Source organism: Mesorhizobium sp. B2-8-9 (assembly GCF_006439475.1).
Taxonomy (GTDB): domain Bacteria; phylum Pseudomonadota; class Alphaproteobacteria; order Rhizobiales; family Rhizobiaceae; genus Mesorhizobium.
In genome coordinates this window covers 45,112-68,025 of sequence record NZ_VFTQ01000032.1, presented here as the reverse complement: position 1 = coordinate 68,025, position 22,914 = coordinate 45,112, and the positions used below count along the sequence as shown (strand labels likewise).

General features: G+C 64.0%; 21 protein-coding genes. 8 read left to right on the top strand and 13 right to left on the bottom strand.

The features are described 5' to 3' along the window. The coding region (locus FJ423_RS28135) for an FAD-binding oxidoreductase (RefSeq protein WP_140846180.1) at nucleotides 1-764 on the bottom strand (764 nt) is incomplete at its 3' end. A 50-nt stretch (nucleotides 765-814) separates the two neighbouring features. Further along, nucleotides 815-2,392, bottom strand: coding sequence for a trimethylamine methyltransferase family protein (locus tag FJ423_RS28130; RefSeq protein WP_140846179.1), 1,578 nt, complete (start codon nucleotides 2,390-2,392; stop codon nucleotides 815-817). Nucleotides 2,393-2,701: 309 nt separating this feature from the next. Between FJ423_RS28130 and FJ423_RS28125 the strand changes: the two genes are divergently transcribed. From FJ423_RS28125 to FJ423_RS28110, 4 genes are all read left to right on the top strand, one after another. Further along, nucleotides 2,702-3,862: an MFS transporter gene (locus FJ423_RS28125; protein WP_140846181.1), complete on the top strand. Its 1,161-nt coding sequence runs from the start codon at nucleotides 2,702-2,704 to the stop codon at nucleotides 3,860-3,862. A 72-nt stretch (nucleotides 3,863-3,934) separates the two neighbouring features. Beyond that, complete coding sequence (locus FJ423_RS28120; protein WP_140846178.1) at nucleotides 3,935-6,004, top strand: prolyl oligopeptidase family protein; 2,070 nt, start codon at nucleotides 3,935-3,937, stop codon at nucleotides 6,002-6,004. A 32-nt stretch (nucleotides 6,005-6,036) separates the two neighbouring features. Then, complete coding sequence (locus FJ423_RS28115) at nucleotides 6,037-6,159, top strand: hypothetical protein (RefSeq protein WP_040969798.1); 123 nt, start codon at nucleotides 6,037-6,039, stop codon at nucleotides 6,157-6,159. 51 nt (nucleotides 6,160-6,210) lie between these two features. Continuing rightward, the gene (locus FJ423_RS28110) at nucleotides 6,211-7,590 is read left to right on the top strand and encodes an aspartate aminotransferase family protein (RefSeq protein ID WP_140846177.1); all 1,380 of its coding nucleotides are present in this window, start codon (nucleotides 6,211-6,213) and stop codon (nucleotides 7,588-7,590) included. Nucleotides 7,591-8,017: 427 nt separating this feature from the next. Here the strand turns inward: FJ423_RS28110 and mmsB are convergent, their stop codons facing one another. Further along, the gene (gene mmsB / locus FJ423_RS28105; RefSeq protein ID WP_140846176.1) at nucleotides 8,018-8,902 is read right to left on the bottom strand and encodes a 3-hydroxyisobutyrate dehydrogenase; all 885 of its coding nucleotides are present in this window, start codon (nucleotides 8,900-8,902) and stop codon (nucleotides 8,018-8,020) included. Nucleotides 8,903-9,061: 159 nt separating this feature from the next. Beyond that, nucleotides 9,062-10,237, bottom strand: a complete 1,176-nt coding sequence (locus tag FJ423_RS28100; protein ID WP_140846175.1) for an isobutyryl-CoA dehydrogenase — start codon at nucleotides 10,235-10,237, stop codon at nucleotides 9,062-9,064. 138 nt (nucleotides 10,238-10,375) lie between these two features. Between FJ423_RS28100 and FJ423_RS28095 the strand changes: the two genes are divergently transcribed. Further along, entirely contained in the window at nucleotides 10,376-10,981 is a 606-nt protein-coding gene (locus tag FJ423_RS28095) for a dimethylsulfonioproprionate lyase family protein (RefSeq protein WP_140846174.1), read from the top strand. Next, nucleotides 10,981-12,456 (top strand): cobyric acid synthase, encoded by a 1,476-nt coding sequence (locus FJ423_RS28090; protein WP_140846173.1) that lies wholly within the window; start codon nucleotides 10,981-10,983, stop codon nucleotides 12,454-12,456. The genes FJ423_RS28095 and FJ423_RS28090 overlap by 1 nt, the downstream gene beginning before the upstream one ends. Nucleotides 12,457-12,730: 274 nt before the next feature. Here the strand turns inward: FJ423_RS28090 and FJ423_RS28085 are convergent, their stop codons facing one another. From FJ423_RS28085 to FJ423_RS28070, 4 genes are all read right to left on the bottom strand, one after another. Continuing rightward, on the bottom strand, nucleotides 12,731-13,150 hold the full coding sequence (locus FJ423_RS28085) for a VOC family protein (RefSeq protein ID WP_140846172.1): 420 nt from the start codon (nucleotides 13,148-13,150) through the stop codon (nucleotides 12,731-12,733). A gap of 83 nt (nucleotides 13,151-13,233) precedes the next feature. After that, nucleotides 13,234-14,067 carry an AraC family transcriptional regulator gene (locus FJ423_RS28080; RefSeq protein WP_140846171.1) on the bottom strand — a complete coding sequence of 278 codons (834 nt, stop codon included), beginning with the start codon at nucleotides 14,065-14,067 and terminating at the stop codon, nucleotides 13,234-13,236. A gap of 85 nt (nucleotides 14,068-14,152) precedes the next feature. Then, the gene (locus tag FJ423_RS28075; protein WP_140846170.1) at nucleotides 14,153-14,323 is read right to left on the bottom strand and encodes a hypothetical protein; all 171 of its coding nucleotides are present in this window, start codon (nucleotides 14,321-14,323) and stop codon (nucleotides 14,153-14,155) included. Nucleotides 14,324-14,375: 52 nt separating this feature from the next. Continuing rightward, nucleotides 14,376-15,161, bottom strand: coding sequence for a TSUP family transporter (locus FJ423_RS28070; RefSeq protein WP_140846169.1), 786 nt, complete (start codon nucleotides 15,159-15,161; stop codon nucleotides 14,376-14,378). Nucleotides 15,162-15,264: 103 nt separating this feature from the next. Here FJ423_RS28070 and FJ423_RS28065 point away from each other — a divergent pair, with 103 nt between their 5' ends. After that, nucleotides 15,265-15,696 carry a TerB family tellurite resistance protein gene (locus FJ423_RS28065; protein ID WP_140846168.1) on the top strand — a complete coding sequence of 144 codons (432 nt, stop codon included), beginning with the start codon at nucleotides 15,265-15,267 and terminating at the stop codon, nucleotides 15,694-15,696. 87 nt (nucleotides 15,697-15,783) lie between these two features. On the opposite strand, the gene FJ423_RS28060 is transcribed toward FJ423_RS28065, so the two are convergent. From FJ423_RS28060 to FJ423_RS28040, 5 genes are all read right to left on the bottom strand, one after another. Next, a complete protein-coding gene (locus tag FJ423_RS28060) occupies nucleotides 15,784-17,406 on the bottom strand; it encodes a dipeptide ABC transporter ATP-binding protein (RefSeq protein WP_140846167.1) in 1,623 nt (540 codons plus the stop codon). Further along, the gene (locus FJ423_RS28055) at nucleotides 17,403-18,272 is read right to left on the bottom strand and encodes an ABC transporter permease (protein ID WP_140846166.1); all 870 of its coding nucleotides are present in this window, start codon (nucleotides 18,270-18,272) and stop codon (nucleotides 17,403-17,405) included. Before FJ423_RS28055 ends, FJ423_RS28060 begins: the two co-directional genes overlap by 4 nt. Continuing rightward, nucleotides 18,269-19,318 (bottom strand): ABC transporter permease, encoded by a 1,050-nt coding sequence (locus FJ423_RS28050; RefSeq protein WP_246680332.1) that lies wholly within the window; start codon nucleotides 19,316-19,318, stop codon nucleotides 18,269-18,271. The genes FJ423_RS28055 and FJ423_RS28050 overlap by 4 nt, the downstream gene beginning before the upstream one ends. A gap of 28 nt (nucleotides 19,319-19,346) precedes the next feature. Next, a complete protein-coding gene (locus FJ423_RS28045; RefSeq protein WP_140846165.1) occupies nucleotides 19,347-20,828 on the bottom strand; it encodes an ABC transporter substrate-binding protein in 1,482 nt (493 codons plus the stop codon). A gap of 115 nt (nucleotides 20,829-20,943) precedes the next feature. Further along, nucleotides 20,944-22,221, bottom strand: a complete 1,278-nt coding sequence (locus FJ423_RS28040; protein WP_140846164.1) for an acetylornithine deacetylase/succinyl-diaminopimelate desuccinylase family protein — start codon at nucleotides 22,219-22,221, stop codon at nucleotides 20,944-20,946. A 261-nt stretch (nucleotides 22,222-22,482) separates the two neighbouring features. On the opposite strand from FJ423_RS28040, the gene FJ423_RS28035 reads away from it, so the two are divergent. Beyond that, nucleotides 22,483-22,914: a L,D-transpeptidase gene (locus FJ423_RS28035; protein ID WP_140846163.1), complete on the top strand. Its 432-nt coding sequence runs from the start codon at nucleotides 22,483-22,485 to the stop codon at nucleotides 22,912-22,914.

The following is a 22,914-nucleotide window of genomic DNA, read 5'->3' as shown; positions in this document are numbered from 1 at the left end:
CCCTTGAAGTCGAGCACGCCGATCATCTCGCGGCCGGTCGACCTATTGAACTCCTCGACCTCCGGCATCGGCTCGGTCAAAAGGTACATATGCTCCATGGCCAGCACGGGCAGCTCGACGCCGACCATGCGGCCGATCTCGCGCGCCCACAGGCCGCCGCAATTGACGACGTGCTCGGCATGGACCGTGCCCTGCTCGGTGACGACGTTCCAAGTGCCGTCCGGCTGCTGAGTGAGATCGACGACGCGGTTGCGCAGCACGATCTCGGCGCCGAGCTTTTTTGCCGCCTTGGAATAGGCGATGGTGGTGCCCGAAGGGTCGAGATGGCCTTCGACCGGATCCCACATGGCGCCAACGAAGTTCGTCTCGTCCATCAGCGGGAACATCGCCTTGGCTTCCGAGGGCGTGATCAGCTCGGTATCCATGCCGAGATAGCGGCCCTTGGCGTGAGCCAGCCGCAGGAAGTCCATGCGCTCGGGTGTGTCGGCCATCATGACGCCGCCGGTCAGATGCAGCGAGCAGGACTGGCCGGAGAGTTCCTCGATCTCTTTATAGAGCTGGACCGTATAGGCCTGCAGCTTGGCGACGTTCGGGTCGCCGTTCAGCGTGTGGAAGCCGCCCGCCGCATGCCAGGACGAGCCGGAGGTCAGCTCCGAGCGCTCGATCAGCATGATGTCGGTCCAGCCGGCCTTGGCGAGGTGATAGAGCACCGAACAGCCGACGACGCCGCCGCCGATGACAACCGCTTTTACGTGGGATTTCATGCAGATAGATCCGTGTTGTGCAATGTGGAGTCAGAAATTGAGATCAACGATCAGAAATCCGTCGGCGCGCCGCCTTCGGCGCGGCGTTTCTCGACGAAGTCGTTGAGCTCCTCGCGGATGGCCGGATCCATATAGGGCTCCTCGTAGGAGGCAAGGCGCTCCTTCCAGACCTTGTTGGTCCGCTCCATCGCCGTCGGCGAGCCCGCCTCGGCCCATGTCTCGAAATTGCGCCAGTCGGAGACGATCGGCGAATAGAAGGCGGTCTTGTAACGTTCCTGCGTGTGCTGGGTGCCGAAGAAATGGCCGCCAGGACCGACCGACTGCATGGCGTCGAAGCCGAGCGCATCCTCGGAGAGGTCGAGCGGGGTGAGGAATTCGGCCACCATTTGCAAAAGGTCGATGTCGAGGATGGTCTTTTCATAGGAGCAGCGCAGGCCGCCTTCCAGCCACCCGGCGCCATGCATCATCAGATTGCCGCCGCCCTGGATCGCGCCCCATAGCGAGAACACGCTTTCATAGGCGGCCTGGGCGTCGACCGTATTGGCGGCGCAGGTGTTGGAGGTGCGGTAGGGGATTTGGTAGCGGCGCGCGAGCTGGCCGCCGACGAGCTGCGCCTTCATATATTCGGGCGTGCCGAAGGCCGGCGCGCCGGACTTCATGTCGACATTGGAGGTGAAGCCGCCATAGCCGACCGGCGCGCCTTTCTTGACCATCTGCGCGAAGGCAATGCCCGAGAGCGCCTCGGCGTTCTGCTGCACCAGCGCGCCGGCGACGGTGACGGGCGCCATGGCGCCGGACAGCGTGAAGGGCGTGACGATCACGGCCTGGCCCATGCTCGACATCTGGATGATGCCTTCCATCATCGGCACGTCGAGCTTGAGCGGCGAATTGGTGTTGATGATGGTGAAGACCGACGGTTCCTGCATCAGCTGCTCGCGGCTGATGCCGCGCGCGATGCGGGTGATCTCGATGCCGTCGACATTGCGCTCCTTGCCGAGTGAATAGATATGGAAGACCTTGTCGGTCAGCATGGCAAGGTCGCGAATGCATTCCAGGTGCCGCACCGACGGATGGATGTCGATCGGCTCGACCGGATAGCCGCCGGTGCAGTGCAGGATGTTATGCATCTGCGCCAGGCGCAGGAAGTTGCGGTAATCGGCCTGGTTGCCGGGCCTGCGGCCGCGGTCGAGGTCGGAGCAGTTCGGCGCCGAAGCCATCATCGACAGGATGACGTTGTTGCCGCCGAAGCGCAGATTATGCGCCGGGTTGCGGGCATGCAGCGTGAATTCCGACGGACAGTGCGAGACAAGCTCGAGGATCATGTCGCTGTCGAAGCGCACGCGCTCCGAGCCTTCGCGCACGTCGGCGCCATGCGCCTTCATGATGCGGCGGGCTTCATCGTGCAAAACGTCGACGCCGATTTCCCTCAGCACGCGCAGCGAGGCGAGGTGGATCGATTCCAATTCGTCATCGGACACCAGCCTGGTTGGCGTCAGCGGGTTCTTCAATTGCCGGAAGGCGGGCTGCTCGAAGGCGGCCGAACCGCCGGCGCGCTTTCCCGCGCGGCCGCCACGGCGGGCGCGATCGGTTGCCAGTGCCGGCTCGGCAGGATGAAGGGCGGCAGTCATGAGAGGCCTCGTGAGGATGCGAATTTGGCCGGCATAATGGACTGGCAGCAATGCAGCCGGTGAGGAGGCGGCGACCACTAGGGCGAGGGAAGCGACATGACGGAAGGGGAGGCGGCCGCAGGCGATCGGCCGCTCGGCTGCCTGCGTCATCGTCGGGCTCGATGCGTTGCTGGGTGCCGCTACGTTGTGCTGATCCTGGCAGCGCCAGCGCTCCTGACAGGGACTGGCTGGAGCATGCGCTTTAGCCGCCGTTGGCCCTTACGGCTGTCGCCGGTAGCGGCTAAGGCTCCGAAGATTGGAGCGGCAATGATGACGCTGGCGGGCTCGGAAAGCGACGAGACGGTGCAGTGGGCCGCGATCACCGGCGTGATCGCGACGGTTTCCGTCTTCGCCATTGCGCAAGGGCTTTCCTATCCGTTGCTGAGCTTTATCCTGCAGCGCCAGGGCGTTTCGCCGGCGACGATCGGACTGTCGGCGGCGATGACGCCGGTCGGCTTCATCCTGTCCTCGCCGCTGATCCCGGGATTGGCGCGCCAGTTCGGGGCAGGGCGGACCGCGCTGACCTGCGCGGCGCTTTCGGCGCTGGTGCTGGCGCTGATCGGCTGGACGCAAAATGTCTATCTGTGGTTCCCACTGCGCTTCCTGATCGGCGTGGTGACCAACCCGCTCTATGTCTTGAGCGAAATCTGGGTGATCGCTCTGGCGCCGCCGGCGCGGCGCGGTCGCGTCATGGGTATCTATTCAACCATCATCTCGGCGGGCTTCGCGGCCGGGCCGCTTTGCCTGCTCGGCGTCGGCACCGAAGGCTGGCCGCCTTTCCTTGTCGGCATTCTTGCCTTCCTGTTCTGCGGCGGCTGCCTGGCCGTGGTGGTGAAAAGGCTGCCGAACGTCGACGAGGCCGAGAACAAGGTTTCGGTGCTGGGCTTCATACCAACGGCCTGGCTGCTTATGTCGGCGGTGATCGTCGCGGCCGGGTTCGAGCAGGCGATACTGGCGCTGCTGCCGGTCTATGGGACGCATCACGGCATTCCCGAAGCGCGTATGTCGGCGCTGCTTTCCGTGATGATCGCCGGCAACATCGCCATGCAGGTGCCGCTCGGCCTGCTCGCCGAAAGGCTGACGGCGCGCCTGGTGCGGTTCGGCTGCGTGGCGGTGACCGTCCTTGGATGCGTGGCTTTGCCGGCGCTGATCGAGACGCCGCTGATCTGGGCTTGCGTCTTTATCTGGGGCGCCGTTTCCTACGGCATCTACACGATGTCGATCATCGAGCTCGGCGAGCGCTTCAGCGGGTCGGCGCTGGTTGCCGGCAATGCCGCCTTCTCGCTGATGTGGGGTTTTGGCGGCATCGTCGTGCCGCCGCTCACTGGCGGCGTCATGGATGTCATTGGCGCCGCCGGCCTGCCGGTCACGCTTGGCGCCATCTGCGCGGCGCTGGCGGCGGCGACAGTTGTTCGACGGCGCGTTTTATGACCGGCCCCGAATGGCTCTTGAATATCAAGGCAGCGAACGCGATGTAGGCGGGGCCGCCGGATGGAGACCTGTATGACCAGCACGATGACCAAAACCCAGCTCGAATTGACCGCCGACGATCCCTACCTCTGGCTTGAGGATCGCAACGGCAAGGAAGCGCTGGAGTGGGTTCATCGCCAGAATGCGCTGACGGTCGCCGAATTGCAGGGCGATCCTTCCTACCAGGCGACCTTCGAGATCGCGCTCGACCTGATGACGGCCGAGGACAATATCCCAGTCGGGGCTGCGCTTGCCGGCTATGTCTATAATTTCTGGCAGGACAAGACCAATGCGCTGGGTCTCTGGCGGCGCACGACGGTCGCGTCCTATAAGACCGACAAGCCCGACTGGGAGACGATCATCGACTTCGATCAGCTTTCCGCGAAGGAAGGCGTGAAATGGGTGTTCGGCGGGGCGAGCCGGCTCTATCCCGATTTCAACCGCTGCCTGCTCTACATGTCGCCCGATGGCGGCGATGCCAGTGAGATGCGCGAATTCGACATCGTGACGAAATCCTTCGTCGAGGACGGGTTTCGCGCGCCCGCTTCGAAGTCGGGCTTTTCCTGGCTGGACGAAGATACCGTGATCGTCTCCGCCGCTTTCGAGGAAGACGACAAGACGCAGTCCGGCTACCCGCGCGTGATCAAGCTGTGGCGGCGCGGCGCCAAGCTCGAGGACGCCACGCCGATCCTCGAAGGCGAGAAACAACATCTCGCGGTCGGCGGCGGCGTCGAATATGACGGCGACAAGCGGCACGTGCTGCTCGGCAAGACGCTCGACTTCTTCACTTCGCACAGTTTCCTGCGGCTGGCTTCGGGCGAGAACCGGCGCATCCCGCTGCCCGACGACGCCACCGACACCGTGGTCTTCAAGGGCCAACTGATCTTCGGCGTGCGCAGCCCCTGGACGGCGCCGGACGGCACGCGCTGCCTGCCCGACGGGCTCTATTCGGTCGATTTCGATCACTGGATCGAGAACGGTGCCTTCGGTCCGTTCCAGACCGTGCTAGAGCCGGCGCACCGCGTTTCGATCGCCGGCCTCGCCAGGACGCAGGACCGGCTGTTCATCAACCTGATGGACAATGTGCGCGGCAAGGTCATCGCCTGCGACCGCGCCGCAGAAGGCTGGTCGCTGAAGCGGATAGCGCTGCCCGACAACGGCAATGTCGGCATCAGCCATGTCGAGCATTTCGGCGCGAGCGTCTCCTTCTCCTTCACCGATTTCCTGACGCCGAGCTCGATCATCTGGTCGGACGACAATGGCGAGACGCTTCAAACGGTGAAGTCGCAGCCGGCCCGCTTCGACGCCTCGCCTTATATCTCGGAGCAGTTCGAGGCGCGCTCGAAGGACGGCACGATGATCCCGTATTTCGTGGTGCGGCGGCGCGACCAGAAAGGACCGGTGCCGACGCTGCTCTACGGCTATGGCGGCTTCGAAGTGCCGCTGCTACCCGGCTATGCCGGCATTCGCGGCAGGCTCTGGCTGGACAAGGGCAATGCCTATGTCCAGGCCAACATCCGCGGCGGCGGCGAGTTCGGTCCGGCCTGGCACCAGGCAGCGCTGAAGGGCAAGCGCCAGAACGCTTTCGACGATTTCGCGGCGGTGGCCGAGGACGTGGTCCGGCGCGGCATCACGACGGCGGCGCAGCTCGGCATCCAGGGCGGCTCCAATGGCGGCCTGCTCACCGGCACGTCGCTGACCCAGCGGCCGGAATTGTTCGGCGCCGTCATCATCGACGTGCCGCTGCTCGATATGCTGCGCTACACCGACCTGCCCCCCGGCGCCTCGTGGATGGCTGAATATGGCGATCCGTCGAAGCCGGAGGAGGCGGCCTGGCTCGGTGCCTATTCGCCTTACCAGCATGTCAAGGTGGACGCTGCCTATCCGCCGGTGCTCCTGATGACGTCCACCGCCGACGACCGCGTCCATCCCGGACATGCGCGTAAGATGGCGGCGCGGCTGCAGGAGGCAGGTCACGGCAGGACGCTGTTCTTCGAGGAGACCGAAGGCGGCCATGGCGGGCGCGGCGACCGTCGGCCGCAGGCGGCGCAGACGGCGATGCGCTACATATTCCTGCAGCGGGCGCTAACCGGAACAGCTTGAATTCTAGGCCTCAGCCGGCGTAAGCTGCTGCCATGATCCGCTTCAGCACATCAGGCGCCTTCGGGGTCGCGGTGACGCCGTCACCGCGCACGCTGCGCGCCGAGCTGTTGCGGCTGTGCGCCCGCATCGGCTATTCGCCGCCCCGCTTCCTCTGACGAATCCGCCCCGGCCGCTGCCGGATTGATTCAAGAGGAAAGATCAAATCCATGACCTATCAGAATTATTCGCTGAAGCAGCTTCAGCAGATCGATGCCGCGCATCACCTGCACCCCTTCACCGACCATAAGGAGCTGCGCGAGACGGGCTCGCGCATCATCACCCATGCCAACGGCCCGTTCATCTACGATGCCGACGGCACCGAAATCCTCGACGGCATGGCGGGCCTGTGGTGCGTCAATGTCGGCTATGGCCGCGATGAGCTGGCCGAGGCGGCCTACGCGCAGATGAAGGAGCTGCCTTACTACAACTCGTTCTTCAAATGCTCGACGCCGACGCCGGTGCTGTTGTCGAAGAAGCTGGCGGAGCTGGCGCCGACGCATGTCAGCCAGGTTTTCTACGGTTCGTCCGGATCGGAGGCCAACGACACGGCGCTCAGGCTCGTGCGCCACTATTGGGCGCTTGAAGGCAAGCCCGAGAAGAACCGCGTCATCTCGCGCAAGTCGGCCTATCACGGCTCGACCGTCGCCGGCACGTCGCTCGGCGGCATGGAGCCGATGCACAAGCAGCTCGGCGGCGCGGTGCCCAACATCGTCCATGTGATGATGCCCTATGCCTATGAGCTCGCGTTGCCCGGCGAAAGCGACCATGATTTCGGCATCCGCGCGGCCAAGGCGGTCGAGGACGCGATCCTCGAAGCCGGCGCCGACAAGGTCGCCGCCTTCATCGGCGAGCCGGTGATGGGCGCGGGCGGCGTGAAGATCCCGCCGATGAGCTACTGGCCGGAAGTGGAGCGCATCTGCCGCAAATACGACGTGCTTTTGATGCTGGACGAGGTGATCACCGGCTATGGTCGCACCGGCGAATGGTTCGCGGCGCAGACGTTCGGGATCGAGCCCGACACCATCACCACCGCCAAGGCGCTGACCTCGGGCTACCAGCCGCTCTCGGCGCTGCTGGTCGGCGACCGCATCGCCAAGACGCTGGTCGAGAAAGGCGGCGAGTTCTACCATGGCTACACCTATTCCGGTCATCCGGTGGCTTGCGCGGTGGCGCTCAAGAACCTCGAGATCATCGAGAAGGAAGGGCTTGTCGAAAGGGTCAAGAACGACACCGGTCCCTATTTCGCGCAGGCGCTGCAGGAGCGGATCGCCAGGCACAGGCTGGTCGGCGAGGTGCGCTCGATCGGCCTGATGGGCGCGATCGAGATCGTCAAGGACAAGGCGACCAAGGAACGTTATCTGCCGTCGGGAAGCGCTGCCGTTGTCGTGCGCGACCACACGATCGCGCAGGGCATGATGCTGCGGGCCACCGGCGACACTATGATTCTCTCGCCGCCGCTGATCTGGACGCGCGACACGATCGATATGGCCTGCGAGCGCATCGCCAAGGCGCTCGATCTCGCTGACGCCGATTTGCGCAAGCGCTAAGCGGATATTCTCCGGGCGCTCCTGGCTAGAGCATTTCACCGTTTCACGGAAACGGCGAAATGCCCTACCTCCTTGTTTTGACGCAATTCCGGGCGGAAAACCGCTCACACTTTTCCTGGAATTGCTCTAAGCGCCCGGTCCATTCCTGGACGGCTCGTGGAGGGCGTCTCCGAAACGCAAAAACCGCGTCCCTGCGGGAACGCGGCTTTGCCAGATACACGTGGCATTTCGCTACGAGAATACTTGCGAAATTTACGGGCTCCGGTACGCGAGACCTGATCCGGAGCGCCGGGCAGACGCGATGTCCGCCTCGCAGTCCGTTTTAAAGGGCACATCGTTACCGGTGCGTTAGCAAGACCTTAAGCAAATCTAAATTTGCCGGCTTCGCACCGGCAAATCTTGGAAATAACCCTTCAAAAGCAGAGACTTATGCCGGATTTCCGCGCAGGAAATTAATAATGCCGGAAAAATCGGCGCCGGCGTGGCCTTGCGCATTGAACAAGGCATAGAGCTGCGTGGCTTCGGCGCCGAGCGGAGTCGCGGCGCCTGCGTTCTGCGCGGCTTCCTGCGACAATTTCAGGTCCTTCAGCATCAGCGCGGCGGCAAAGCCGGGCTTGTAGTCGCGGTTGGCCGGCGAGGCCGGAACAGGACCGGGCACCGGGCAATAGGTGGTCAGCGACCAGCACTGGCCCGAGGAAGTGGAGGCGACGTCATACAGCGCCTGGTGCGACAGGCCGAGCTTTTCGGCCAGCACAAAGGCTTCGGCGACGCCGATCATCGAGATGCCGAGAATCATGTTGTTGCAGATCTTGGCGGCCTGGCCGGCGCCGTCGCCGCCGCAATGAACGACGCGCCCGGCCATCGGCTTCAGGATCGGCTCGGCGGCGGCAAACGCCTGATCCGAGCCACCGGCCATGAAGGTGAGTGTGCCGGCCGTGGCGCCGCCCGTGCCGCCGGAAACGGGTGCGTCGATCGACGGATGACCATGCTTCGCGGCAATGGCATGCGCCTTGCGCGCCGATTCGACATCGATGGTCGAGGAATCGATGAACAGCCCGCCTTTCCTGGCCTTGGGCGCGATGTCCTCATAAACCGACAGCACATGCTTGCCGGCCGGCAGCATGGTGATGACGACGTCAGCGTCCTTCACCGCGGCGACGGCGTTCGCCATGACGGTCACACCATGCTCTTTCGCGACCGTAAGGTTTTCGGGCACAAGGTCGAAGCCCAGCACCGCATGCCCCGCCTTGACCAGATTGGCAGCCATCGGATTGCCCATATTACCGAGGCCGATGAAGGCGATGGTGGTCATTGCGGCGCTCCGTGCGGTTGGTGGTGAATAGTGAATAGTGAGTAGAGAGTAGTGAGTAGTGAGTAGTGATAATTAATAGTCATTAGTCAGTAGTAGTCAGTAGTGAGTAGTGTTGCCTAGGTCGCCATTCACCATTTACTACTCGCCATTCACTATTCACTACTTTTCCTCTCTCCCAATCAAACTCCGCGCGATGATGACGCGCATGATCTCGTTGGTGCCTTCGAGGATCTGGTGGACGCGCAGGTCGCGCACCAGCTTCTCGATGCCGTAGTCGTGCAGATAGCCGTAGCCGCCGTGCAGCTGCAGCGCCTGGTTGGCGATGTCGAAGCCGATATCGGTGACGAAGCGCTTGGCCATCGCCGACCATTTGCCGGCATCCGGCGCCTTGCGGTCGAGCTTGGAAGCGGCGGCGTAGAGGAAGATGCGGGCCGCCTGCAGCTCCGTCTCCATGTCGGCCAGCCTGAATTGCAGCGCCTGGAACTGGTTGATCTTGGAGCCGAAGGCCTTGCGCTCGGCGGTATAGGCTAGCGCCTTGTCGAGCGCCGACTGCGCGCCGCCAAGCGAACAGGCGGCGATGTTGAGCCGGCCGCCGTCGAGCCCCGCCATGGCGATGCCGAAGCCGGCACCTTCCGCGGCGAGCAGGTTGTCGGCCGGCACCCTGCAATCCTCGAAGATGACCTGGCGGGTCGATTGCATGTGCCAGCCCATCTTGTGCTCGTTGGCGCCGAAGGACAGGCCCGGCGCATCCTTGGGCACGACGAAGGTCGAAATGCCTTTCGGGCCATCGCCACCGGTGCGCGCCATCACGACATAAAGGTCGCTGTCGCCGGCGCCGGAGATGAACTGCTTGGCGCCGTTCAAGACATAATCGCCGCCGCTTTTCACCGCACGCGTCTTCAGCGCAGCCGCATCCGAGCCTGAGCCGGGCTCAGTCAGGCAATAGCTCGCCAGCCACTCCATAGAGGTCAGTTTCGGCAGGAAGCGCTGGCGCTGCTCGTCGCTGCCGAAGCGGTCGATCATCGAGGCCGCCATGTTGTGGATGGAAATGAAAGAGGAGAATGCCGGATCGGCGTGGGCAAGCGCCTCGAAGATCAGCACGGCATCCAGCCGCCCCAGCGCCGAGCCGCCGACATCGTCGCGCACATAGATGCCGCCGAGGCCGAGCGGCCCGGTCTCGCGGATCACATCGGCGGGGAAGTGCTTTGCCTTGTCCCAGTCGAGCGCATTGGGCGCGACGCGGTCGGCTGCGAAGGCTCGGGCCATCTCCTGGATGGCGCGCTGTTCCTCGTTGAGCTCGAACTGGCCAGTGCCCGCATCGACTGCCGCGTCCATGGCGTGCTCCCTGTCGTTCAGGCCTTCTGGCCTGTCGTTTTTGGCTTTGCGCGCCGTTCAATCTAGACCAATGATGCCGCCGCGCAACCCGGGCCGCTGAGAACCGGCTGTGCATGGAATGACTAACGGAGCTCTTGCGTGCCGACAATTTTCGATGAGTTGCTGGAGCGATTCCGCGCCTATCTCGCCGGCGCCGACAACGATCTGGTGACGGATGAAGTCGCGCGCATCGGCTGGGACATGCCTGCGCGTTCTCTCGAGCCGCATGCGCTTGGCTGCCTTAGCCATCTCGATCGCATCGCCGAGTTGGTTCCGGCCGATGCCGGGCCATTGACGCGATTTGTTGCCGACCATCGGGACGAGTTGCGCTGGGGGCAGACCTATACCGCCGCCGATTTCGGGCAGGGTTTCATCGACAATTACGGCTGGCTGGAAGTGTTCGGCACGCGCGGGCATTTCGTCAACGAAGCGGTCGCGGCCGGCCTATTGATCCTCGGGCCCGACATCGTCTATCCCGACCACCACCATATCGCCGAGGAGATCTACATCCCGCTGACCGGCGGCACGGAATGGCGGATGGGCGAGGGGGACTTTCATATTCGTGGCGCCGGCGAGGTCATTCACCACGCCTCCAATGTCAGCCATGCCACGCGCACGGGCAAGGAACCGCTGATGGCGCTCTATCTCTGGCGCGGCGGACCGCTGGCGCAGAAATCGACCATTGACTCAGGGGGCAGGGGCTGATGGCGAAAGCGATCATGCTGCAGGGGACCGGCTCGGATGTCGGCAAGACCGTGCTGGTGGCGGGGCTTTGCCGCGTTGCGAAGAATCGCGGGCTGAAGGTTAGGCCATTCAAGCCGCAGAACATGTCGAACAATGCTGCCGTTGCCGATATTCCGGGCGACGACAAGGCCGGCGAAGGCGAGATCGGCCGCGGGCAATGGCTGCAGGCGCTGGCCTGCGGCGTGAGGCCGACCGTCCATATGAACCCGGTGCTGCTCAAGCCGCAGAGCGATATCGGCTCGCAAGTGGTGGTGCAGGGCAAAGTCTATGGCGAGGCGCGGGCGCGCGACTACCAGGCGATGAAAGCCGGACTGATGGACGCTGTGCTGGATTCCTGGGCGCAGGTTGGCGCGGGCGCGGACCTGGTCATCGTCGAGGGCGCGGGCTCGCCCGCCGAAATCAATCTCAGAAGCCGCGACATCGCCAATATGGGCTTTGCCACGCGCGCCAATGTGCCGGTGATCCTGGTCGGCGACATCGACCGCGGCGGCGTGATTGCGTCCGTGGCCGGCACGCACCTGATCCTGCCGGAGGAAGACCGGCGCATGATCGCCGGCTATCTCATCAACAAGTTCCGCGGCGATGTCTCGTTGTTCGACGACGGGATCAGCGCGATCGAAAAATTCACCGGCTGGCGCTGCTTCGGCGTCGTGCCGTGGCTGAAGGCGGCCGGGCGGCTGCCGTCCGAGGATTCCGTGGTGCTCGAACGCCTCGCTTCCGGCGAGAAGCGGGCGCTGAAGGTGGCGGTGCCGATGCTGGCGCGCATCGCCAATTTCGACGATCTCGATCCGCTGAAAGCCGAGCCGCAGGTCGAGGTGGTGTTCGTGCCGCCGGGCAAGAAGCTGCCGGAAGATGCCGGGCTGGTGGTTATCCCCGGCTCCAAATCGACGATCGGCGATCTCCTGAAATTCCGCGAGAACGGCTGGAATCGCGATCTCCTCGCCCATCGCAAGCGCGGCGGCCATGTCGTCGGCATCTGCGGCGGCTACCAGATGCTCGGCCGCATGGTGCGCGATCCCGATGGCCTCGAAGGGAGCGTGACAGAAGCCGAAGGCCTTGGCCTGCTCGACATCGAAACGGTGATGGAACCTGAGAAGACTGTGCGCAATTCAAGCGCGCATTCGGTGCAGTTCGGCCTGCCGCTCGAAGGCTACGAAATCCATCTCGGCCGCACCACCGGCCCGGACACGGCGCGGCCATCGACGATCCTCGACGGCGTCGAGGACGGCGCGGTCTCCGCGGACGGCAAGGTGATCGGCACCTATCTGCACGGACTGTTTTCCGCCGACGCTTTTCGCGCCGCATACCTGGAGAGCCTTGGCGTCAGGGGAGGCGGTGTCGATTATCGCGCGGATGTCGAGAAGGCACTGGACGAGGTCGCGGCCGAGCTGGAGAGGCATCTCGACTGCGACGCGATTTTTTCGCTGGCGCGCTAGGTTCTCCTGCCGAACCGCACACGTTTGCGATTGGCGAAAACGTCCACCCAGTCGTCATCCACGGGCGGAGCAAGGAGCGAAGCGACGCGCGTAGACCCGAGGATCCATTCCGTGACGTTCAGGCGCTGCTACCGTGCAGAATTCTGCTCCGCTGCGCTCCTCGATCGAGGCCACGGAATGGATCCTCGGGTCTGCGCGTCCGCTTCGCTCCCGCTCCGCCCGTGGATGACGAAGTTCGGACGCATCGGCTAATCGCGAGCATCGGCAATGATTGCTACGCCTTTTCCCCCGCCTTCGGCCAATAGGTGCCGAACGACCAGACATTGCCTTCCGGGTCGAGGCAGATGAACTCGCGGCTGCCATAGTCGCGGTCGACCAGCTCCTGGATGATTTTCGCGCCTGCCTTCTTCGCCTTGGCATAGGCCGCGTCGGCGTCGTCGACGGCGATGTAGATGGACTTGCCGCCGCCACCGCCTGGATCACCGACCATCTTGCCGTAGTCGTCGTCGCGTGCTGTGCCCAGCATGATCATCGAGGATCCGAAGGCCATCTCGGCGTGGTGAACGATGTCGCCCTCGCCAAAGCGGGCGCGGACCTCGAAGCCGAAGGCCTCGCTGAGCCAGTCGATCATCTTGGCGGCGTTCCTGTAGCGCAGAGCCGGGTATAGACGGGGTGCTTCGTTTGCTGTCGGCATGACAATCTCCCTGGTCGGTTGATGAATGCCAGTCTGTGCAAAGGCGGTCTCGGCGTCTTGAAGAAATGTTACCTGGGTCAGGCCTACATCGACGCCGCGAGACCGGTCGGCGTTTCGCCGGCCAACTGACGGAACTCGCGCACCAGATGCGCCTGGTCGGCGTAGCCGCAATCGGCGGCGATGCCGGCCCAGTCATCGTCCTGCCGCTTCGACAGGGACAGCGCGCGATTGAAGCGTACGATGCGCGACAATGTCTTCGGGCCGATGCCGATCGCGTCGGTGAATCTCGCCGCCAGATGCTTGCGGCTCCAGCCGATCTCGCCGGCGAGCGTCGAAATGCGGGTGCGGCCGCCTGACGCAATGACCGCCCTGTAGGCCCAGGCGATTTCCGGTGAAAGCGCATTCGCCTCGACAAGGCGGCTGGTAATGAATCCCTCGGCAATGTCGAAGCGCGCGTTCCAATCCGATGCCTCGCCGAGCCGTTCGCGCAATGCGATGCCGTCAAAGCCCAGCGCATCGTCCAACCCGACCATGCGATCGCGCAACTCGCTCATCGGCAGGCCGAAGAACTGCCTGGCGCCAAGCGGGGTGAAATTGACCTGAACGCAGCAGGCGCCGCCAAAGGATTCGATCATGACCGGCCCGGCATAGAGGCCGGCGGCGAAGCTGGCGTAGCGATCGTTGTCGCCCGGGCTGTGGCCGAGCCCGATGGCGAAGGCTTCGGCGAAGCTGATCACCAGCGGCACGGTCAGCGAAGCATATTCGACGATGCGGAAATGGCCGGGACAGGTCTCGCGATAGCCGCAGGAATCCGTGACGACGCCCGCAAGCGAGGCGGCGGGCTTGCGCCGCACCATCTCGAAATGGAGGGCGGGAGAGCGATTATCCTGGCGATGGCGCTCTGGCTCGTCGGACATGACGCGAGCCTAGCAGAACAGGTTCGTAAAAATCAAAAGCGCCCGGCAGGGCCGGGCGCTCCGAGTTGCCTGAGATCTGCGAATTTCAAGCGCCCCGCATCAAACAGCCGGCGGCGAGCACGATGTAGGCGATAAGCATGATCCAAACGGACGCAAGCGGAATGAATGCGAGAACGCCAAGCGCGGCGAGAAGGCCGATGACGGCGATGACCAACGAAATAATAAACACAAGCTGGGTGGGTGCACTGAGATTCATTTCTGTCCCTCCAACATGATTCGCAACACCAGAACTCTAACAGGAGGGGGCCTCACATACCAACCAGTTGGCGTAAGGGATTGGCGGGGTCGGCCAAGAGCTTGATCGCGAGCGCCATGCACACGACCACCAGCAGCGGCTTGATCAGCTTCGCGCCGATGCGGATGGCCAGGCTTGCGCCGACGCGGGCGCCGATGAACTGCGCCACGCCCATCATCAGGCCGATCTTCCAGTCGATGACGCCGACGGCGGCGAAGACGACGAAGCCGCCGATGTTTGAGGCGAAATTGAGCAGCTTGGTGTGCGCCGTCGCCTTGAGCACGCCGTAGCCGGCAAGGGTGACGAAGGCGAGCATGTAGAAGGAACCGGCGCCCGGACCGAAGAGCCCGTCATAGAAGCCGATCAGCGGCGGGACGCTCAGTCCGAACAGGAAGGGCGACAGCCGCTCGGCGCGGTCGACGTCGCCCATGTTCGGCTTCAGTGCGAAATAGAGCGCGATGGCGATCAGCAGCAGCGGCAGCAGGGCACGCAGGAAATCGCCCGGCACGACGGTCGCCAAAAGCGCCCCGACCGCGCCGCCGACAAGCGCCAGCAGCGCCGACGGCAGCTGGCGGCGCAGGTCGACCTGGCCGTTGGCGGCATAATGAATGGTCGCCGAGCCGGAACCGAACATGCCTTGCAATTTGTTCGTGCCGAGGGCGGCGACCGGCGAGAAGCCGGCAAGCAGCAGCGCCGGGATCGTGATCAGCCCGCCGCCGCCGGCGATCGAGTCGACGAAGCCGGCGGCAAAGGCGGCAGCAATGAGGATGAGGACGGTCTGCAGGGTAAGCTCGATCATCGGGAAGAGCGCGGCGAGGGAATGCAGCTTCCATCACGCTCGCCCCGTTTGCGCAAGAGCGATTCCAAGCTAACAATCAGATCAGACTCGCAAAGGGAGCTTGGTGGCGATGGCGTTGCTCGACCAGATACGTTCGATCTTCGACGGTGACCCGGGTGTGCGCAAGGTGGCGGACGACCCTGTGCTGTCGGCGGAATTGCTGATGCTGTTCCGCATGATCCTGGCCGACGGCTCGGTCTCGGAGAGCGAGATGGTCGTCTTCCGGCATATCTGCAAGGAAGCCTTCGGCATTCCGGAGGCCAGCATCGACAGTGTCATCGAATATCTCAACGATTATGGCTACGAGACCAACGGCTCGCAGGCGATCGCGCTGTTCCGCGACCTCGATGTCGAGCGCCGGAAGCTGCTTGCGCGCCACATGGCTGAGATCGCCAAGGCCGATTCCAAGCTGGCGGAGAGCGAGGTGAAGCTTCTGCGCCGCACGCTCGACCTGCTCGACATCAGCCCCGTCGATTTGGTGAAGCCGGAGCGCTGAAGCAATTCCAGGAAAAGGGTGGCGCGTTTAGGCTCGGCGACTTCGCCATAGCCTTCGTCGGGAATTGCCTCAAGCAAGGAAGTTGGCTCACCCCTGTTCCTGCATTTTGCGCGCGATAGCGCGGTGAAGGTCGGGTGCCGCCGCGACCAGCGCCTGCGCCGCCTCTGAGCGCGGATGGTCGAGCACCTCGGCCGCCCGGCCGCGTTCGACGATCTTGCCTTCATGCATGACCAGCACCTCGTCCGCCATGGCGCGGGCGACCGTCAGGTCATGGGTGATGAAGAGATAGGCGATGCCGAGCTTCTGGTTGAGCTCGGCGAAAAGGTCGAGGATCTGGGCGCGGATCGAGACATCCAGTGCCGAGACCGGCTCGTCGGCGACCACCAGCTTCGGGCGGGTGATGATGGCGCGGGCGATCGACAGGCGCTGGCGCTGGCCGCCGGAGAATTCATGCGGGTATTTGTCCATGTCGCGCTGGCTAAGGCCGACTTCCTGCAGCGCATGCGAGACCATCTCGCGGCGCTCGGCTTTTGCCGGCTGCTTTTCCAGAAGATGCAGCGGCTCGGCCACCAGCTTCTCGACCTTCTGGCGCGGGTCGAAGGAACCGTAAGGATCCTGGAACACGACCTGCATGTCGCGTCGGGCCGGCTTCAGCGTCGACTCCGGCTTGCCGGTGATGGGCTCGCCGCGAAAGCGGATCGTGCCCGCCGTCGGCTTGTCCAAGGCGAGGATCATGCGGGCAAGCGTGGACTTGCCGCAGCCCGAGCGGCCGACGAGCGCCACCGATTGCGCGGGCTCGATGGTGAGCGAGACATCGTCGACGGCGCGGATCGGTTGCGCCGGCTGGAACAGCGATTTGCGCCGCCCCGGATAGTCCCGGCCGACGCCCTGGACTTCGAGCAAGGGTTTTGCCGATCCGGCAAGGTGCGGTTTCGGGCGCGCCGGCACGTGCGTGGAGGCCAGCGCCAGCTCGCGCGTGTAGGGATGCTGTTGCTCCGACAAGGTCCGGGCGGTGTCGCCGGCTTCCATCACTTCGCCGTTGCGCAGGATGATCAGGCGATCGGCCATCTCGGTCACCACGGCGAGGTCGTGCGAGATGAGCAGCAACCCCATGCGGTTCTCGCTGACCAGGTCGCGCAAAAGATCAAGAATCTGCGCCTGCAGCACCACGTCGAGCGCCGTCGTCGGCTCGTCGGCGATCAGCAGCTTCGGTTTCAGCGCGCAGGCGATGGCGATGACGACGCGCTGGCGCTGGCCGCCGGACAGTTCGTGCGGGTAGCGCGACAGCGGGAATTTGGCCTCGGGCAGGCCGACGCGGTCGAGGATTTTTCGCGCGCGCTCCTCGGCCTCGGCGCGGCTCGCTTTGGTGTGCCAGCGGATGCCTTCGGCGACCTGTTCGCCGATCGTCTTGACCGGGTTGAGCGCCGTCATCGGCTCCTGGAAGACCATGCCGATATCGTCGCCGCGCAAGGCGCACATCTGGTCCTCGCTCGCGCCGAGGATGTCGATGCCGTCGAAGGCGACGCGGCCCTCGGCGCGGGCCAGATGCGGCAGCAGCCGCATGATTGTCAGCGCCGTCATCGACTTGCCGGAGCCGGATTCGCCGACCAGGCCGACGACCTCGCCCGGTGCGATTGTCAGCTCGACGCCTTTCAGGATCGGCGTATCGCCGATCGAAAGCGACAGGTTTTCGATCTCGAGCAGGTTCATCTACGCCGCCGCGATTTCGGATCGAGGATGTCGGCAATGCCGTCGCCGAGCAGGTTCAGCCCAAGCACGGTGATCACGATCGCCATGCCGGGGAAGATCGCCATCCAGGGCGCGGTCACCATGCGCGTCTGCGCGTCAAACAGCATGCGGCCCCAGCTCGGCATCGGCGGCTGGGCGCCGAGGCCGACATAGGAAAGCCCGGCTTCGGCGAGGATGCCCAGCGCGAACTGGATCGTGCCCTGGACCAGCAGCAGCGTCGCGATGTTGGGCAGGATGTGCTCGACGGTGATCTGTGTCATGCCCTTGCCGGCGGCGCGCGCGGCAAGGATGAATTCGCGGGGCCAGATGGCCAGCGCGCCCGCGCGGGCGACACGCGCGAACACAGGTATGTTGAAGATGCCGATGGCGATGATGGCATTGACGGCGCCGGGACCGAAGATCGCGGTGATCATGATTGCCGAAAGCAGCGCCGGAAAGGCAAAGACGAGATCGTTGAGGCGCATCAGCGCCTCGTCGACTATGCCGCCGCGCGCCGCGGCGACGGCGCCGAGCGGCACGCCGATGCCCATGCCGATGCCTACCGCGACCAGCGCCACGGCGATCGAGTTGCGGGCGCCGACCATGACCATCGACAGGATGTCGCGGCCGAAATGATCGGTGCCGAACCAGTGTGTCCAGGAGGGCGCCTGCGTCTTGTCGGCGATCACCAGCCTGGTGACGTCGTAAGGCGTCCAGGCAAAGGAGAGGAGCGCGACGGCCACAACCAGCAGCGTGATGATCAAACCGATCAGGAAGGAGCGGTTGCCGAAGGCCTTGGCCAGCACGCCGGCAAGCGTTTCCTCGGGCAGGTCGACGCGCATGGTCATTGCCGGCCTCTCGAGCGGTTCCGCGTTTCGCGGAATCGCTGAACCGCTCTCAGTATTTGTTTTGGCGCAATTCCGGACGGAAAACCGCTACGCACTTTTCCTGGAATTGCTCTTAGGCGCGGGTCGACGAGGGCGTAGGAGAAATCGACGAGGAGGTTGATGAGGATCACGGCGGCGACCAGCAGCATGACGATGCTCTCGACCACGATCAGGTCGCGCTGGGTGATCGCCTGAAAGATCAGCCGGCCGAGACCAGGCAGGTAGAAGACATTCTCGATGATGATGGTGCCGGCAAGCAGGAAGGCGAATTGCAGGCCGAGGATGGTGAGCACCGGGATCATGACGTTGCGCAGCGCGTGGCGCCAGAGCACGGCGCGGTAGGGCAGGCCCTTGGCGCGCGCGGTGCGGATATAGTCCTCGTTGAGCACCTCGATCAGCGCGGAGCGGGCGACGCGCGCCAGGATCGCCGCCTGCGGCAGCGCAAGAGCGATGGCCGGCAGGATCAGGGATTTCAGCGCCGGCCAGATACCGGCCCCCCAGCCCGGAAAGCCGCCGGCCGGCACCAGCCGGAGCCAGACGGCAAACAGGTAGATCAGCATCAGCGCGAACCAGAAATTCGGCACCGCGACGCCGAGCTGGGCCGCGCCCATGACGAGCGTGTCGCCCGCGCGGCCCTGACGGCTGGCCGAGAACACGCCGACCGGAATGGCGATGATGGTCGAGAGCGCCAGCGCGATCAGCGCCAGCGGCAGGGAGACGACGACGCGTTCGCGCACCAGGTCGATGACGGACACCGAATAGGTGTAGGAGCGGCCGAAATCGAGGCTGAGCAAGCCTGCCGCCCAGTGGAGATAGCGCAGCACCAGCGGCGCGTTCAGCCCCATCTGGTTGCGCAGCACCTCGACCTGATCGGCGCTGGCATTGAGGCCCAGCATCAGGCGCGCCGGGTCGCCGGGCAGGATCTCCATGACCGCGAACACCACGATCGAGGCCAGCACCAGGGTGAGGGCGGCGATGATGATGCGTTTCAGGAGATAGGCGGTCATGGGAGGCGATCGGGCGATCGCGCCGGCCTCAATCCGTCCACTTCACCTTGGTCAGATCGTCAGCCTCGATCGGCCAGTTCGTCCACATGCCCTGCAGCTTGGCATCCCAGACGCCAATCTTGGGCAGCTCGAACAGGTAGACGGCGGGCACGTCGTGCGCGAGAATCTTCTGCGCCTCGCCCAGCAGCTCCAGCCTCTTGTCCTTGTCGACCGTGGTGCCGAGCTCCTTAATGACATCGTTGAACTTCGGATTGTCATACTGGAAATAGTAGTCGGGCCGCGAATAGATATCGATGTCGTTTGGCTCGACATGGGAAACGATCGTCAGGTCGTAGTCCTTGTTGGTGAAGACCTGGCTCAGCCACTCCGCCCATTCGATCGGAATGATCTGCAGATTGACCCCGATGTCCTTCAGTTGGGACTGAATCACCTGGCCGCCGTCGCGTGCGTAGGGTACGGGCGGCAGCTTGATCGTGGCCGAAAAGCCGTTCTCCAGCCCCGCTTCCTTCAGATACTCCTTGGCCTTTGCGATGTCGTGCGGATAGACGCCGGTGAGATCGACATAGCCCGTATCGCCTGGCGAGAAATGAGACCCGATCGGCTTTCCAAGACCGTTCGAGGCCGCGGCGATGATGGCACTGCGATCGATTGCGGAGGCGAGCGCCTGCCGCACCGCGAGCTTGTCGAAGGGCGGCTTCTTGTTGTTGATCGACAGGATCGTCTCGCCCTCGGTCGAGCCGATCACGACGCTGAAGCGCGGATCGGACTGAAGTTGCTCAAGCGCGTCTTGTGCGGGCATGTTGGCGAAAGCCTGGATGTCGCCCGAGAGCAATGCGGGGACAGCCGCGGCCGCGTCCGGCACGATACGGAATGTCGCCTTGTCGAGCGCAGCGGGCGTACCCCAGTAGTCCGGATTCTTGACCAGCGTGATCTCGGAACCCTTGGCCCAATGATCCAACTTGAACGGACCGGTACCGATCGGCTTGTCCTTGTTGCCGTCGGCCGACCCCTTCGCCACGATCACCGCCGCAACCTGGCCCATATCATAGAGGAAATCGCCCTGCTGACCGTCGAGCGTGACCTTCACCGTCGCCGGATCGACCGCCGTGACATCGGTGATATGCGCAAAGAGCGGCTTTTGCGGGTTAAGCGAATCCTTGGCGCGCGCCCGGTCCAGCGAGAATTTCACGTCGTCGGCGCTGAAGGCCGAGCCATCGTGGAACTTCACGCCGGAATGCAGCTTGAACGTGTAGACCTTGCCGTCGTCGGAGACGGCCCAACTCTCGGCGAGACCGGGCTGAACCTGGCCTTTGTCGTCGATGCGCGTCAGCCCTTCAAAGACATTGGCATAGGTGACTTCGCCGATGGCCGCGGCCGCGCCGGCGGTCGGATCGAGATGCGGCGGCTCAAGCACGATGCCGAGCGTGAGGTCGGTGCGTGCGGCAAGGGCCGACGTGGCGGCGGCAAGCGACAGGGTAGCCGCGGCCAGGATGGTCTTCCACAATTTCATCGCTGAACTCCCATTGCTCAAACGTGCTCAGGCTGGCGGATAGAAGCGTGATTTGGCCTGCGAGTAAATTGCGTTTCGTGCTGCCGGGCGGCGCCAGGCAGAATGTTTTTGCGGATCAGCCGGTTGTACCGCGCAAGAGCACATTGAGGCCGATAGCCATCACCTTGGCCGATTCCAACATGTCGGCGATGCCGACCCATTCGTCCGGCCGGTGGGCGAGGTCGAGAATGCCCGGGCCATAAGCGATGCAGTCATAGAGGTGGCCGATGCGCGCGACATGCTTCTGGTCGTAGGTGCCGGGCGAGATCACATAATCCGGTTCGCGGTCGAAGACCTCCATGATGCCCTTCGCGACGGCCTTCACCACCGGCGCGTCGCGCTCCGTCATCAGCGGCAGCACCTCCATCAGATCGCGGATCTCGTAGTCGAATTTCTCGCGCTCGCGTTTCAGCCGTTCGAGGATGCCGGTGACTTCGCCTTTGACGGAGGCGATGTCTTCTTCGAGCAGAAAACGCCGGTCGATGGTGAGCCGGCACCAATCGGGCACGTTGGGCGAGGGGAGCCCCGGCCGGAAATCCTCGGTCTGGCCGCCATGAATGGAATTGATGTTCATGGTCGAGCGCCTGGCGCCTTCCGGAACCACCGGCATGCGCGTCATCTTGCGGTCGAGCGCCGGGAACAATTCCTCCTCGAAGGCCCGCAGAACGGCGCCCATGTGGCGTACTGCATTGTCGCCGAGGAACGGCATCGAGCCATGCGCGATCTCGCCCTTGGTCTCGATCTCGGCCCACCAGACGCCCCGATGGCCAAGGCAGATGCGATCCTTGTTCAGCGGCTCGGGGATGATGACGTGGTCGACTCTCGGCTTCGAGAAATAGCCGAGCCTCGCCAGATGGGCGACGCCGCCGAAACCGCCCGATTCCTCGTCCGCCGTGCCTGATATCTCGATGGCGCCGGGAAAATCGGGATAGACTTCCACGAAGGCTTCGACGGCGATGACGGAGGCAGCCAGGCCGCCCTTCATGTCGCAGGCACCGCGGCCATAGACCTTGCCGTCCTTCACCACGCCGGCGAAGGGATCGACGGTCCAGCCGTCGCCGGCCTCGACCACGTCGATGTGCGAGTTGAAATGCACGCAGGGGCCGGGCGAGCGGCCCTCGAAACGGGCAACGACATTGACGCGCGGGTAGCGGTCGCTGTCGCCTGGCGCGCCTTCGGCACGAATAAACTCGGTCTCGAAGCCGAGTTTCTTCAGGCGCGCGCCGAGAAACTCGGCGCATGGCCGGTAGGCTTCGCCCGGCGGGTTTACGGTCGGAAAGCGGATCAGGTCGGCGGTCAGCGCAACGAGGTCGTCGGCCCGATCCTCGACCGCCTTGAGAAGTCGTTCATTCATCCGGCGGATTGAAGAAGGAACGCAGCACTTTTGCAAGCGACGAGTCGCTCATTGCCACACAACGACCGAAGCATGGACCAACGCCTCGCCTAAACTTCAGAGGGTGCGTGGTGCGGCAGCAACTATACCGCGAAAATCGTTCAAATTCACCGCGTTGCATTGGCGGATTCGTCAAGGAGTGTGTGGTACTTAACGCATCTGCCGGCGAAAAGATGGAAGAACCGCGCGAACGGCAGGGGGCAATCAAAGGGGTTTGATCGCATGAAAAAGTTCGTTCTCATGGCAACCGTGCTGGCAACCGCGTTGTTCGGCATGTCCATCGCAAGCCGGGCGGCTGCGCTGGTGGCCAATATCGACGTCTCGTCGCAGACCATGACCGTCAGCAAATACGGCCAGGTGGTTTATCGCTGGAGCGTGTCGACCGCGCGCAAGGGCTATTTCACGCCGCGCGGCAGCTACCGGCCGCAATGGACTGCCCGGATGTGGTATTCGCGCAAGTATGACAACTCGCCGATGCCCTATTCGGTGTTCTTCCACGGCGGCTACGCCATTCACGGCACCGGGTCGGTGAGAAATCTCGGACGACCGGCATCGCATGGCTGCGTGCGCCTGCATCCGGCTAACGCCGCGGCCTTTTATTCGATGGTCAAGGAAGTCGGCTTCGGCAACACGCGGATTGTCGTGACCAACTGA

Coding starts and splice junctions, on each gene's coding strand:
- FJ423_RS28130 (WP_140846179.1), bottom strand. CDS start 2,392: ATGACTGCCGCCCTTCATCCTGCCGAGCCGGCACTGGCAACCGATCGC.
- FJ423_RS28125 (WP_140846181.1), top strand. CDS start 2,702: ATGACGCTGGCGGGCTCGGAAAGCGACGAGACGGTGCAGTGGGCCGCG.
- FJ423_RS28120 (WP_140846178.1), top strand. CDS start 3,935: ATGACCAGCACGATGACCAAAACCCAGCTCGAATTGACCGCCGACGAT.
- FJ423_RS28115 (WP_040969798.1), top strand. CDS start 6,037: ATGATCCGCTTCAGCACATCAGGCGCCTTCGGGGTCGCGGTGACGCCG.
- FJ423_RS28110 (WP_140846177.1), top strand. CDS start 6,211: ATGACCTATCAGAATTATTCGCTGAAGCAGCTTCAGCAGATCGATGCC.
- mmsB (WP_140846176.1), bottom strand. CDS start 8,902: ATGACCACCATCGCCTTCATCGGCCTCGGTAATATGGGCAATCCGATG.
- FJ423_RS28100 (WP_140846175.1), bottom strand. CDS start 10,237: ATGGACGCGGCAGTCGATGCGGGCACTGGCCAGTTCGAGCTCAACGAG.
- FJ423_RS28090 (WP_140846173.1), top strand. CDS start 10,981: ATGGCGAAAGCGATCATGCTGCAGGGGACCGGCTCGGATGTCGGCAAG.
- FJ423_RS28085 (WP_140846172.1), bottom strand. CDS start 13,150: ATGCCGACAGCAAACGAAGCACCCCGTCTATACCCGGCTCTGCGCTAC.
- FJ423_RS28080 (WP_140846171.1), bottom strand. CDS start 14,067: ATGTCCGACGAGCCAGAGCGCCATCGCCAGGATAATCGCTCTCCCGCC.
- FJ423_RS28075 (WP_140846170.1), bottom strand. CDS start 14,323: ATGAATCTCAGTGCACCCACCCAGCTTGTGTTTATTATTTCGTTGGTC.
- FJ423_RS28070 (WP_140846169.1), bottom strand. CDS start 15,161: ATGATCGAGCTTACCCTGCAGACCGTCCTCATCCTCATTGCTGCCGCC.
- FJ423_RS28060 (WP_140846167.1), bottom strand. CDS start 17,406: ATGAACCTGCTCGAGATCGAAAACCTGTCGCTTTCGATCGGCGATACG.
- FJ423_RS28055 (WP_140846166.1), bottom strand. CDS start 18,272: ATGACCATGCGCGTCGACCTGCCCGAGGAAACGCTTGCCGGCGTGCTG.
- FJ423_RS28050 (WP_246680332.1), bottom strand. CDS start 19,318: ATGACCGCCTATCTCCTGAAACGCATCATCATCGCCGCCCTCACCCTG.
- FJ423_RS28045 (WP_140846165.1), bottom strand. CDS start 20,828: ATGAAATTGTGGAAGACCATCCTGGCCGCGGCTACCCTGTCGCTTGCC.
- FJ423_RS28040 (WP_140846164.1), bottom strand. CDS start 22,221: ATGAATGAACGACTTCTCAAGGCGGTCGAGGATCGGGCCGACGACCTC.
- FJ423_RS28035 (WP_140846163.1), top strand. CDS start 22,483: ATGAAAAAGTTCGTTCTCATGGCAACCGTGCTGGCAACCGCGTTGTTC.